Below are 12,331 nucleotides of genomic sequence, written 5' to 3' on the forward strand. Positions count from 1 at the left end.
TTGTTATGGGTGAGGATCAGGCCGGTGCCAGCGCCATCGGCGGGTCGATATGCGGAACGGCATCGACCAGCTCGCGCGTGTAGTCGGTCTGCGGATTGGCGAACAGCGCCCGGCTCTCGCCCTGCTCGATGATGAGGCCTGTGCGCAGCACGATGGTGCGGTCGCACATCATGCGCACGACATTGAGATCGTGGCTGACGAACAGAAAGGCGAGGTTATCCTCGCGCCGAAGCCTGTTCAGGAGCTGCAGCACCACGGCCTGCACGGAGACGTCGAGCGCCGCGGTCGGCTCGTCCAGCACCAGCAGACGCGGCCGGCAGGCGATGGCGCGGGCGATTCCGACGCGCGCCTTCTGCCCGCCAGAGAGCTGATGCGGAAAGCGCGACAGCAGCTCGCGCGGCAGGCCGACACGCTCGGCGCATTCCTCGACCCGCCGGCGCAGTCTGTCGCCTGAGCGCATGTTCATCAGTCGCAGCAGCGGATGGGCGATGCAGTCGAATGCCGTGTAGCGCGGATTGAGGCTGTCGTTCGGATCCTGGAAGACGATCTGGATGTCCTTGCGCAGCTCGGAACGGTGGAAGTCGCGCGCCGGGATCTGGCCGATCGACTGGCCGTCGAACAGGATCTCGCCGGCGCTGGCATCGATCAGCCGGCAGATCATGCGCGACGTCGTGCTCTTGCCGGAACCACTCTCGCCGACCAGGCCGACGCTCTCGCCGCCGCGCATGGTCATCGAGAAGTCCGCGACGCCCACGGTGCCGTCGTCGAAACGCTTGCTGACAGTCCTGACGTCGAGCAGCAGCGGCGTGCCGTGCGGCGGAGGCGGCAGCTCCGTCACCGCGACCAACGGAATGCGCTCGCCGTCCGGCACCAGATCCTCAATGCGCGAGGTCGCCGTCGGCGACGCCGCGACCAGCCGTTTGGTGTAGGGGTGCTGCGGCCGATGGAACAGCGTGAGCGGCTCGGCCTCCTCGACCAGCCTGCCCTGCTCCATCACCACGACGCGCGCGCAGTAGCGCGCGGCCAGCCCGAGATCATGCGTGATCAGGATCGTCGCCATGCCGCGGTCGGCGGCGATATGAGCGAGCAGGTCCATCACCACCTTCTGCGTGGTGACGTCGAGGCCGGTGGTCGGCTCGTCCGCGATCAGCAGCTGCGGGCTGCAGGAGATCGCGATCGCGATCATCACCCGCTGGCACATGCCGCCGGAGAGCTCATGCGGATAGGCGCTCATGCGCCGCTCGGGATCGCGGATCTGCACGGCCTTCAAGAGTTGCAGCGCCTCGGCCTGCGCCTCCTGCCGCGACAGCCGTCTATGCGCGAGGATCGCATCCGCAATCTGCTGGCCGACGGTACGGATAGGATTGAGGGCCGCGCGCGGGTTCTGGAAGATCATCGCCATCGCAGCACCATGCAGGCTGCGCAGATCGGCGCCGCCGGCGCGGGTGATGTCCTGGCCCTTGAAGCGGATCCGGCCGCCGGTGATGCGGCCGGCCTTGTCGAGCAGATGGGTGATGGCAAAGCCGGTCACCGACTTGCCGGAGCCGCTCTCGCCGACGAGGCCAAGCATCTCACCCGGTGCCAGCAACAGAGACACGCCGCGCACGGCCTCGACGATACCACGACGGGTGGAGAAGGAGACCTTGAGGTTCTCGACCTCGAGCAGCGGTGCGCTCACGTTCTCATCCTCGGATGCGCCACGCTGATCATCTTCAATTCGCCCGTCATGTGCGCATCCGGGGATCGAGGATATCGCGCAGGCCGTCGCCGAGCAGATTGAAGCACAGCACCGCGCTCATCAGCGCAAGTCCGGGAAACGCCACCAGCCACCAGCGCCCCGTGGAGATGAAGCGGGCGCCCTCGGCGACCATGATGCCCCATTCCGGCGTCGGCGGCTTGACGCCGAGGCCGATGAAGGAGAGGCCCGCGGCATTGAGGATCGCCCAGCCGAGATTGAGCGACATCTGCACCGCCATCGCCGGCAGCACGTTCGGCAACAGGAAGCGCAGCACGACCGCGACATGGCTCTCGCCGCAGGCCCGCGCGGCCTCGACCCAGCCGAGATTGCGGCGGATGTTCACTTCGGCGCGGGCGAAGCGGATGTAGAACGGCAGATTGATGATCGCGGTCGCGATCACGATGTTCTCGACGCGGTTGCCGAGCGCGGCGACCATCGCCATCGCCAGCACGAACAGCGGGAACGCCATCAGGACGTCGATGAAGCGGCCGACCGCCTTGTCGAGCCGGCCGCCGGCATAGCCGCAGAGTGCACCGATCACCGAGCCGAGCGCGAAGGACACAGCAACCGCCGTCACCGCGATCGTGAGGTCGAGCCGGCTCGCGACGATCAGGCGGCTGAGCACATCGCGACCGAGCTGGTCGGTGCCGAACCAGTGCGCCGCGCTCGGCGGCTGCAGCGCCTGCGGTACGTCGGAGACGACCGGATCATAGGGCGCGAGCCACGGCGCAAAGATCGCGATCAGCGCCAGCAGCAGCGCACCGCCAGCCGCGACGGCGGTGACCGGATTGCCGCGCAGCACGAAGGCAGTGTGGCGCAGGGTCGACGAGGCCTCGATCGTGCTCATGCTCACGCCACCGTCGCCCTGGGATCGGCGATGCCATAGAGTACATCGACCAGCAGATTGACGATCACGAAGATCGTCGCCATCAGCAGCACGAAGCCCTGCACCGGCGCGTAGTCGGAGACCAGCAGCGCATCGAGCGCGTAGGAGGCGACGCCGGGCCAGGAGAACACCTTCTCCACCAGCACATTGGCGCCGAGCATGGTCGAGAACACGATCCCGGCGATGGTGATGACCGGCAGGATCGCGTTCCTCAGCGCATAGGTGACGACGATGCGCCACCACGACAGCCCGACCGAGCGCGCCGTACGCACGAAGTCGCTGCCGAGCGACACCAGCATCGAGGCGCGGGTGATCCGCGCCAGCGGCGCGATCACGAACAGCGCCATGGTCAGTGCCGGCAGCATCAGCTGCCGGGCCGCCGCCCACCAGCCCTCGACATCGCCGGCGAGCAGGAAGTCGATGATCAGGAAGCCGGTCCGCGACGGCGGCAGCGTGGCGAAGATATCGATGCGGCCCGTGGGGTCCGGCGCCAGGCCGAGCAGATAATAGAACACGTAGATCAGCAGCAGACCGGAGACGAAGGTCGGAACGCAGACGCCGAGCGAGCAGAACAGCCGCACGCCGTGATCGACCAGCGAGCCCGGCCGCAGCGCAGCCAGCACGCCGAGCGGCACCGCCGACACCAGCGCGATCAGCAGCGCCGTCAGGGTCAATTCGAGCGAGGCCGGCAGCCGCTCCTTGAGATCCTTGGCGACCGCCTGCCCGGTCATCATCGAGCGGCCGAGATTGCCGCGGCCGACGTCGTAGAGATAGATCGCGAGCTGGTTCGGCAGCGGCTTGTCGAGCCCGAGCTGCCGGCGGATGACCTCGATCTCCTCCTGGCCGGCATTGGGGCCGGAGGCAAAGAACACGGCCGGATCCCCCGGCAGCACGCGCATCAGCAGGAAGGTGAAGACCAGGACCCCGAACAGCGCCGGCAGCGACGAGACGAAGCGTCGTCCCGCCCGAGCCAAGGTTGCGCCGATCGTGCCCATGGTTATCAGCCGTCCCCGTTACTTGCGACTCAGGTTACGATAGTCGACCTGCCGCGTGAACTGGTAGACGTAGCCGTCCACCGTGGGCTGCATCACCGCGTCCTGCGCCGCCTGCCAGATCGGGATCTGGAACATCTGGTCGAAATGGATGGCGTTGAGCGCCTTGCCCTGCTCCTCATATTTCGCCTTGTCGGCCTCAAAGCGCGCCTCCTGCGCGATCTTCTCCAGCTCGGCATTGTCAGTCGAGGAATAATTCCAGCGCTGCTTGCCCGTGTAGAAGTTGCGATAGAAATAGTCGGACGAGGGCAGCCAGGCGACGATGCCTTCGGTGAAGAACGGCAGCTTCTTCTCGTTGATCGCGGTCGACATCTGCGCATCCGGCAGCTTCTGGATGTCCACCTTGATGCCGATCTTGGCGAGCGATTCCTTGACCAGCGCGGCCATCGGCTCGGCGGTCGCCGCCTGGCCGACATTGAAGCTGAAGGTGGTGGAGAAGCCGTCCGCCATGCCGGCGTCCTTCAGATAGGCCTTGGCCTTCTCCAGATCGAGCTTGATCGGCTGCGGGATCGGATAGCCGCCGCTCGGCGGCTTGCCGTCGGCCCACGTCGCGCCGTAGAGCGGCGCGCCGCGGCCGAACAAGGCCGCCTTGAACATGTCGTCATAGGGCAACGCGTAAGCGATGGCGCGGCGCACATTGACGTTGTCGAACGGCGGGATGGCGTTGTTCATCGAGATGAAGGTCACCGCGTTGTATTGCGGCGTCGAGATCACCTTCAGCTTGCCCTTGCCTTCGAGCGACTGCACGTCGCTCGCCTGCAGGTCGATGACGAGGTCGGCGTCGCCGCGCTCCACGAGGTTGGCGCGCGTCGCCGGTTCAGGCACCGACTGGATGATCAGGCGCTTGAACGCCGCCGGCTTGTCCGGCGTGCCGCGATTCCAGGCCTCGTTGCGCTTGGCGATCACCTGCTCGCCGGGCTTGAAGGTCTCGACGATGTAGGCGCCGCTGCCGGCCGCGTTCTCCTTGGTCCAGTTCAGCGCCCATGGGTCTTCGGCCGTCGCATGCGCCTTGGCGAGCTTGGAGTTGATGATGATCGGATAGACGGTCGCGAGATTCGGCAGCGCCAGCTTGTCCGGCTTCGGCAAGGTCACTTCGAACGTCAGGGGATCAATGACCTTGAACTGATCGGCCGACGTCAGCGAGCCCGTCAGCAGTTGCGCCTTGCCGAGGATTGGCGCGGTGACGCAGCGGTCGAGCGACCATTTGACGTCCTCGGCCGTCACCGGCGAGCCGTCCTGGAACTTGGCGTCGGGGCGCAGCTTGAAGGTGATCTTCAAACCGTCAGAGCTGACCTGATAGGATTCAGCGAGCTCGCCGGTGATCGTGTCGAGATCGAACACCCACTTACCATTGAGCTGCTTGCGACCGAACGACACCAGCCGGTCGTAGCTCGACATCGACAGCGCGAAGGCCTCGCGCGTCGAGCCCGGAATGTTCGGATCGAGCGTGTTGACGGTGGCACCGGTGACATAGCGCAGAGTCTCGGCGCGGCTCTGCGCATGCGCCGATGGCGCAGCCAGCATCACCGCGAGCAAGGCGGTCGCAGCGAACAACGAACGTTTGGACATCTCGAAACTCATCGCCCTTGTTCCCTCATTGGTCTCAAAATCCGGGACTGAAATAGCCTGCCAGCGGTCACCGGCGACGCAAGCGCATCAGATGGGAGTGCATCAGATGGGAGCGCATCAGATGGGAGTTCAGCAGCAAATCACGTGCCACGGCGCACCTCGGCCTGCTTCACATCGTAGGCCTGGAAGTTGGCCCAATGCTTGTCGATGTCGGCCTTGAACAGCCCGCGCGTCAGCCCATGCACGAGCTTCGGCACCGCCGTGGTCATTGCATTGATGGAAGATCCCGACGCGCCGAAGCTCATCGTCGAGGCAATGGCAAACACATGGACGTCGCGGATCCACGGCGTCCGGCCAGCCACACGCTCGCACAGCGCATAGTCGTCGGTGAGATAGGGAAAGGCGCCGAGCCGGTCGTTGCGCTCGCCGGCATCGGGCGTGTAGCGATCGCACCAACGCGCGATGTTGGCGGCAAAGCGCTGCAGCTCCGGACGCTTTGCGAAGTCCATCGAGATGCCCGTCGCGCTGACCACGAAATCGACTGTGACTTCGCCTTGCGGTGTCCGCAGCACGACTCCCTCTGACGTTTCGCACGCGATCAGCACAGGCGCGCCCTCATGCAGGTGGAACGCAGCATGACGGGCGCAGCGATCATAGGTGTGCTGCGGAAAGCCCTCGCGCAACTCGAGGACCGCGCGCATGAAACGCCAGCGCCAGACGTCGTCGAGTTCGGAGAAATGCCGCAGGAAACCACGGAACGTCAGCCAGCGATAGGGTTGGATCAGTTGGATTTCCGTGCGGCGGCATAGCAGATCGACGCTGTTCGCACCGGCTTCGAGCGCAGCCGCCGCATTGTCGAACGCCGAGGCACCGGCCCCGATCACGGCGACGCGGCGGCCGCGCAAGCTGTCGAAATCGATCTCGGCGCCGGAATGGGCGCAGCGCGTTGCGGGCAAATGGCGCAGCGGCTCCGGAATGCTCCAATCGCCCATCCCCTCCTGCCCGGTCGCCAGCACGATCTTGCGGGCATAGATCGTCGTCTCACCATCCTTGCTGCGCACTGTCGCCTGCAGCAGTCCGTCAGCGGCCGGTGCGATATCGACGACTTCGCAGCCGTTGCGTACGGGAAGGTCGAGCACCTCGCGATACCAGGCGAGATAGTCTGCCCAATATTCGCGCGGGATCAGGTCAAGATTGCGCCAGCTCTCGCCGCCAAACTTCGCCTCGTGCCACGCCTGATAGGTCAGACAGGGGACGTCGAGATCGGGTCCGGTGAAGTCCTTCGGGCTGCGCAGGGTCGGCATGCGCGCATAGCTGAGCCACGGTCCTTCGCGGCCTGCCTCGGCTTTGTCGAGCACGAGAATGTTGCTGACGCGCGAGCGCAGCAGCGCGAAGGCGGTGGCAAGACCCGATTGGCCGCCGCCGACGATCAGCACATCGCGCGCAGGCCGGCCATCGGGACCGACGACGGGCGTCAGCCATGGCATGCTGGGATGGGCGATCCTGGCAAGATCGCCACGGACCTGGGCCGTCAGCGCGGCGAGGCCATCGCTCATGCCGGGCACCGGAATTGACACGCGCAATCGCGATCGAAACGCTCGCTGTCGCTCACGCTCTCTCCATCAGTCATGTCACCCGGCACGCGAAGCTTAGCAAAGCAGGTCCGGCACCGACCATACCGATTTGTCCGCCGCCCATAACAGCTTGTTATGGGACGGCAGCGGCGGCTAGAGTCAACAGCCATCCACAGCGAGACAAGAGGTCGCATGCCGCTCAATCTGCGCCAGATCGAGGTGTTCCGCGCGATTATGATGACGGGCTCGATCAGCGGCGCTGCGCGGCTGCTCTCGGTGTCGCAGCCCGCGATCAGCCGGCTGCTGGCCTATACCGAGGATGGCCTCAAGCTCAAGCTGTTCGAGCGCATCAGCGGCCGGGTGCAGCCGACGCCGGAGGCCAAGCGGTTGTTCGCGGAGGTCGAGCACGTCCATCGCGGCGTCGCGCGCATCAACGACCTCGCCGACGAGCTGCGCGCCGGCGGCACGGGCACCATCCGCGTGGTGGCGAGCCCGAGCGCGGCCCACAGCATGGTGCCGGAGGCGCTGGCGCGGCTGCGCGGCCGCTTTCCAGATCTGCGCGTCGAGTTCGAATCGTTGACCCTGCTGGAGATCGTCAGCCGCGTCGGCACAGCCCGCGCCGATCTCGGCATCACTGTGCTGCCGGTCGACGAGCCGACAGTCGCGGTCGAGACGATCGCGGAGGGCGCGCTGCACGTGATCATGCCGGCCGACCATGCCCTGACGAGGCTGCGCAGCATCAGGCCGAAGGACATGCTGCCCTATCCGCTGGTCGGCTTCGGCCCGCAGACGCCTTATGGTCACATCGTCACGTCGGCCCTGGCCGGCGGCCCGGAGCCGACCACGATCGTGCGCTACACGCCCGACGCCTGCGCCATGGCCCGCGCCGGCGCGGGCCTTGCCGTGGTCGACCAATTCGTGCTGCGCGGCCGCGCCTGGCCCGACCTCGCGGCACGGCCACTCGCACCGAAGATTCCGATGCGCGCGTATCTCCTGACGCCTCGCTTCGAGCCGCTGTCTCGCAACGCGGCCGCGCTTGCGGACATTTTGCGCGGGCGCGATCGGAAGTCCGGCACGGCCAGGCGTTGAGCTACGCCGCGAGCCAGCCGCCATCCACCGGCAGCACGATGCCGGTCGTGAACGACGCCTCGTCGCTGGCCAGGAACAGCGCGGCGGCCGCGACCTCGTCGGCCGCGCCAAAGCGCTTCATCGCGTGGCGCTGGCGCGAGGCCTCGCGCACCGGCTCCGGATCGACGTGGCGCGCAAAGCTCCGGCGCAGCAGCGGCGTGTCGATCGCACCCGGCGCCAGCGCGTTGACGCGGATGCCGTCGGTAGCGAAGTCGACCGCCATGGTGCGGGTCAGGCTGATGATCGCGCCCTTGGCGGCGATATAGGCGCTATTGCCTTTGCCGCCGGCGACCGCAAGCTGCGATGCCACGGTGATGATCGACCCCGCCTTCTGCGCCTGCATGAGCGGCACCGCGACCTTGGCCCACAGCCAGGTGCCTCCGACATTGGCGCGGAACACCGCGTCCCAATCCATGGGATCGGTCGTGACCACGGTGCCGCCGCAGGAGAAGCCGGCAGCGGTCATCAGCACATCCAGCCGGCCGCGCGCGGCTGCCACGCTCTCGACCGTCGCCTTTGCAAAATCCGCATCACCGACATCGCCGACATACACGCGGCCCTGGCCTCCGGCCTTGGCCAGGAGCAACAGGGTTTCCTCCGCGCCTGCCGCGTCGCGGTCGACCAGCGCAACATAAGCGCCCTCGCGCGCGAACATGACGGCGCTGGCGCGGCCGATGCCGGAGCCGCCGCCGGTGATGACCGCGACCTTCGCCTTGAGCCTCATCTCAGTCTCTCCCGTACTGATCGAACCAGCGGCCGAAATGCTCGGCCGATGCCGCGCAGTCGAAGCGCGCGCGCCAGCCGAACTCCTCGGCCAGTCGCGTCGTCGACAGCCGGCCGCGGTTCGGCGCGAACACCGGCACCGTCGGCGCCTCGCCCTGTTCCGCGAGCCGGCAGACGAAGCCGGGGCGGCCTTGCGCGAAGGCGCGGCCCCAGGCCTCGGCTGTAAACGTGGCTGCGCCGGAGATGTTGTAGAGCGTGTGCTGCGGCCTCTCGGCTTCCAGCAACCGGCAGACGGCGTCGGCGACGTCGACCGCATAGACCCAGTCCTTGTCGCCCGGCTCGTTCAGCAGCGCCGGCGCATTGCGCGCGCAACAGGCCGCGATCAGCGCCTGCGGCGATGGCGTGTCGCGCACGCCGCCGCCGCGCTCGAACGGGCCGAACACGGCCGACAGACGCACGCTGATCACGTCGGTTTGCCACAGGTCCGACAGCCGCGCCGCGACGCGCTCAGAGGCGAACTTGCTGATCGCATAGAGCGACACCGGCTCGCACGGCGTGCTCTCCTCCAGCACGGCAAAGCGCTGACCGCTGGCGCCGTAGGACGCCGCCGAGGACAGGTTGATGACGCGGCGGATGCCGCTGCGCCGCGCCGCCTGCAGGATCGGCACCTGCGCCAGCAGATTGACCGCGAGGATGCGCTCGGGGTCGGATGCGTCACGCTCCGGACCGGCGGTGATCGCGGCGCTCATGACAACGGCATCGCAGCCGCTGGCGATCGCGGCCGCAACAGCGCTCGCATCGGTGACGTCGCCCTGCACGAGGTGCAGACGCTCGCAATACGGCGCAAAGGCGCGCTCCGCCGCGTTCGGCAGAGCCGCTGCGTCAAAGATCGTCGCGGCATGGCCGCGCTCGAGCAGCCCTTGCGCGATGTTGAGCCCGACGAAGCCGGCGCCGCCGAAGATCAGGACATGCATCAAGGAGGTCCTCGCCTGGACAGCGATCGACGAAGGGCATTCAGCTCTCTCCCCACGTCATGGCCTGGCGCCCCGGCCATCCACGTCCGGCGGCATCCCGGGAAGCACGTGGATGCCCGGGTCGAGCCCGGGCATGACGGCGGAGAGCGGAGCGACCGCGTCAACATGATCAGCTACTCCAACAGCTCTTCGCGTCTAGAGCAGCTTCGCCCCAAAATTCTGCTCCGGGTCCATATCCGCGACCAGGCGCCCCGTCGGCTTCGCAGCCTCGCCGCCGCTGCGGGCGAAGAACTGGCCGGAGCCGGGCGCGGCCGACAGTCTGCCGTTGTCAATGATGACGCGGCCGCGCGACAGCACGGTCATCGGCCAGCCCCGCACGCTGCGCCCCGCAAACGGCGTGTAGCCGGCGAGGTCGTGCATGGCGGCACCGCTGATCGTGACGTGCTTGTCCGGATCCCACAGCGCGATGTCGGCATCGGCGCCGATCGCGATCGCGCCCTTCCTCGGATGCAGATTGTAGATCTTGGCCGGCGCCGTCGCCGTGAGCTCGACGAACTTGTTGAGGCCGAGCCGGCCCTTCGACACCATCGCATCGAACAGCAGCGGCAGCCGCAGCTCCAGGCCCGGCAGGCCGTTGGCAATCTGCTTGAAGTTGGGGTTGGGGCCGGCGCGCAGCTTGCCGGTCTCGTCGAAGCGATACGGCGCGTGATCGGAGGAGATCGTCTGCAGATCGCCGAGCGACAGCGCCTGCCACAGCGCCTCCTGGTCGGGCGCGCGGCGCGGCGGCGGGCTGCACATCCACTTCGCGCCCTCGATGCCGGGCTTGTCGAGATCCTCGGCCGTCATGAACAGGTATTGCGGACAGGTCTCCGCGAACACCTTCAGCCCCTGCCCGCGCGCATCGCGGATCACCTTGGCGCCTTCCGCGGTCGAGACGTGGAAGATCATGATCGGCTGATCGACGAGGGCGGCCATGCCGATCAGGCGGTTGAACGCCTCGGCCTCGGAGAAGCGCGCGTGGCTGATGGCGTGGTATTTCGGCGCGGTGTAGCCGCGCGACAGCAGCCGCTTCACCATCCAGGAGATGATGCCATGGTTCTCGGCGTGCGCGCACAGCATGGCGCCGCCCTCGCGCGCGGCGACGAGAATGTCGAGCAGCGGCTCGTCGTCGATCTTGAGCCGGTCGTAGGTCATGAAGATCTTGATCGAGCCGTGGCCCTGACGGATCAGCGCCGGCAGGTCGCGCTCCAGCGTCTCCCTGGTCGGATCGGCGACGATCATGTGGAACGCGTAGTCGATCACGGCACCCTTGCGCGCCAGCGCGTGATAGTCCTCGACCACCTGGGGCAACTGCATGCCGACATGCTGGGCCGCGAAGGAGATCACGGACGTGGTGCCACCGAAGGCGGCCGACGTGGTGGCGCTCTCGAAGGTGTCGGCATTGACGATCCCTGCCGCCGAGAGCTGCTCGATATGGCAATGGCTGTCGACGCCGCCGGGCAGCACATATTTGCCGCGCGCGTCGATCTCGCGCTTCGCCGTTCCGAGCCCGCGGCCGATCGCCGCGATGGTCTCGCCTGTGATGGCGACATCAGCCTCGAACGTATCGGTGGTGGTGGCGACGCGCCCGCCTCGGATGATCAGGTCATAGGCCGGCTCGGTCATCGCGATCTCCTAGTTCTGCCAGATGGAACGCCGTGGACGCGAGGTGACCGCATCGGCCCCATTGCGTCAGCCGTGGCATAGTGGTTGCCTGTCACGCGCCGTCAACACTGAAGAAGCAGGTAGCTCCCATGTCCCGCCCGCGCATCACCGTGATCAATCCGAACTCCAACCAGGTGGTCACCGACGGCTTGGCGGCGGCGCTCAAGCCGCTGATGTTCGCCGACGGGCCGGAGATCGTCTGCGAGACCTTGAAGGAAGGTCCCTACGGCATCGAGAGCCAGAAGGATGCCGACAGCGTCACCCTGCCGCTGCGGCGTTTCGTCGAGGGCGACAACGCATCCAGCGCGTTCGTGATCGCCTGCTACAGCGACCCTGGCCTGCATGTCTGCCGCGAGGCCACGGCACGGCCGGTGCTCGGCATCGCCGAATGCGGCGTGCTCACCGCGCTGACCCGCGCCGATACGTTCGGCGTGCTCGCCATCGCGCAGCGCTCGATCCGCCGCCACATCCGCTATCTCCGCCAGATGGGCTTGATGGATCGGTTGGCCGCGGAGCGCCCGCTGGACATGACCGTGGCGGAGACGGCGTCAGGTGAAGGCACTTTGGCGAAGATGATTGCGGTCGGCCGCGCGCTGAAGGAGGAGGACGGCGCCGGTGCCATCGTCATGGGCTGCGCCGGCATGGCACGGCATCGCAAGAACCTGGAGGACGCGCTGGGAATTCCGGTGATCGATCCGACACAGGCCGCGGTGACCATGGCGCTGGGCGCGGTGGCGTTCGCCGGGTGAGTGGCGCTGAGCCTTGCGCTCGGCATTCGCTGATCTGCCCGACTGGTCGCCTCACACACGGCTGTCGTCCGGGCCTTGAGCCGGGACCTATAGCCACCGGCTGCGGTGAGGCAGGCAACTAACAGTCACGTTCCTCGGTGGCTTCCGCGGTATGGGTCCCGGCCGGGACGACACCGTTGTCGTTGCTGGAGTCGAGCACAACAACTGCGATCTGCTTAGCTCCGGTAGCCAAAA

General features: G+C 67.1%; 10 protein-coding genes. 2 read left to right on the forward strand and 8 right to left on the reverse strand.

Features of this window, described 5'->3' with window-relative positions:
- Positions 1 to 16: 16 nt before the first annotated feature.
- The 5 genes from ACQR0U_RS24465 to ACQR0U_RS24485 form a co-directional block, all read right to left on the reverse strand.
- The gene (locus ACQR0U_RS24465) at positions 17 to 1,678 is read right to left on the reverse strand and encodes an ABC transporter ATP-binding protein (RefSeq protein WP_316200708.1); all 1,662 of its coding nucleotides are present in this window, start codon (positions 1,676 to 1,678) and stop codon (positions 17 to 19) included.
- Positions 1,679 to 1,724: 46 nt separating this feature from the next.
- Positions 1,725 to 2,585: an ABC transporter permease gene (locus ACQR0U_RS24470; protein ID WP_315750319.1), complete on the reverse strand. Its 861-nt coding sequence runs from the start codon at positions 2,583 to 2,585 to the stop codon at positions 1,725 to 1,727.
- A 2-nt stretch (positions 2,586 to 2,587) separates the two neighbouring features.
- Positions 2,588 to 3,619: an ABC transporter permease gene (locus tag ACQR0U_RS24475; protein ID WP_315718176.1), complete on the reverse strand. Its 1,032-nt coding sequence runs from the start codon at positions 3,617 to 3,619 to the stop codon at positions 2,588 to 2,590.
- An 18-nt stretch (positions 3,620 to 3,637) separates the two neighbouring features.
- Positions 3,638 to 5,257, reverse strand: coding sequence for an ABC transporter substrate-binding protein (locus tag ACQR0U_RS24480; protein ID WP_434842889.1), 1,620 nt, complete (start codon positions 5,255 to 5,257; stop codon positions 3,638 to 3,640).
- Between the two features lie 128 nt (positions 5,258 to 5,385).
- Positions 5,386 to 6,801 (reverse strand): NAD(P)-binding domain-containing protein, encoded by a 1,416-nt coding sequence (locus ACQR0U_RS24485; protein WP_434842888.1) that lies wholly within the window; start codon positions 6,799 to 6,801, stop codon positions 5,386 to 5,388.
- A 210-nt stretch (positions 6,802 to 7,011) separates the two neighbouring features.
- Between ACQR0U_RS24485 and ACQR0U_RS24490 the strand changes: the two genes are divergently transcribed.
- On the forward strand, positions 7,012 to 7,908 hold the full coding sequence (locus tag ACQR0U_RS24490) for a LysR substrate-binding domain-containing protein (RefSeq protein ID WP_316167649.1): 897 nt from the start codon (positions 7,012 to 7,014) through the stop codon (positions 7,906 to 7,908).
- Between the two features lies 1 nt (position 7,909).
- Here ACQR0U_RS24490 and ACQR0U_RS24495 read toward each other — a convergent pair whose 3' ends face one another.
- From ACQR0U_RS24495 to hydA, 3 genes are all read right to left on the reverse strand, one after another.
- Positions 7,910 to 8,671, reverse strand: coding sequence for an SDR family oxidoreductase (locus ACQR0U_RS24495; RefSeq protein ID WP_434842887.1), 762 nt, complete (start codon positions 8,669 to 8,671; stop codon positions 7,910 to 7,912).
- 1 nt (position 8,672) lies between these two features.
- Positions 8,673 to 9,644 (reverse strand): NAD-dependent epimerase/dehydratase family protein, encoded by a 972-nt coding sequence (locus ACQR0U_RS24500; protein ID WP_434842886.1) that lies wholly within the window; start codon positions 9,642 to 9,644, stop codon positions 8,673 to 8,675.
- A 195-nt stretch (positions 9,645 to 9,839) separates the two neighbouring features.
- Positions 9,840 to 11,309, reverse strand: a complete 1,470-nt coding sequence (gene hydA, locus ACQR0U_RS24505) for a dihydropyrimidinase (protein WP_434842885.1) — start codon at positions 11,307 to 11,309, stop codon at positions 9,840 to 9,842.
- A gap of 128 nt (positions 11,310 to 11,437) precedes the next feature.
- Here hydA and ACQR0U_RS24510 point away from each other — a divergent pair, with 128 nt between their 5' ends.
- Positions 11,438 to 12,097 carry an aspartate/glutamate racemase family protein gene (locus ACQR0U_RS24510; protein ID WP_316193118.1) on the forward strand — a complete coding sequence of 220 codons (660 nt, stop codon included), beginning with the start codon at positions 11,438 to 11,440 and terminating at the stop codon, positions 12,095 to 12,097.
- Positions 12,098 to 12,331: the final 234 nt, after the last annotated feature.

It is taken from the genome of Bradyrhizobium sp. HKCCYLRH3097 (assembly GCF_051167875.1).
Taxonomy (GTDB): domain Bacteria; phylum Pseudomonadota; class Alphaproteobacteria; order Rhizobiales; family Xanthobacteraceae; genus Bradyrhizobium.

Coding starts and splice junctions, on each gene's coding strand:
- ACQR0U_RS24470 (WP_315750319.1), bottom strand. CDS start 2,585: ATGAGCACGATCGAGGCCTCGTCGACCCTGCGCCACACTGCCTTCGTG.
- ACQR0U_RS24475 (WP_315718176.1), bottom strand. CDS start 3,619: ATGGGCACGATCGGCGCAACCTTGGCTCGGGCGGGACGACGCTTCGTC.
- ACQR0U_RS24480 (WP_434842889.1), bottom strand. CDS start 5,257: ATGAGTTTCGAGATGTCCAAACGTTCGTTGTTCGCTGCGACCGCCTTG.
- ACQR0U_RS24485 (WP_434842888.1), bottom strand. CDS start 6,801: ATGAGCGATGGCCTCGCCGCGCTGACGGCCCAGGTCCGTGGCGATCTT.
- ACQR0U_RS24490 (WP_316167649.1), top strand. CDS start 7,012: ATGCCGCTCAATCTGCGCCAGATCGAGGTGTTCCGCGCGATTATGATG.
- ACQR0U_RS24495 (WP_434842887.1), bottom strand. CDS start 8,671: ATGAGGCTCAAGGCGAAGGTCGCGGTCATCACCGGCGGCGGCTCCGGC.
- ACQR0U_RS24500 (WP_434842886.1), bottom strand. CDS start 9,644: ATGCATGTCCTGATCTTCGGCGGCGCCGGCTTCGTCGGGCTCAACATC.
- hydA (WP_434842885.1), bottom strand. CDS start 11,309: ATGACCGAGCCGGCCTATGACCTGATCATCCGAGGCGGGCGCGTCGCC.
- ACQR0U_RS24510 (WP_316193118.1), top strand. CDS start 11,438: ATGTCCCGCCCGCGCATCACCGTGATCAATCCGAACTCCAACCAGGTG.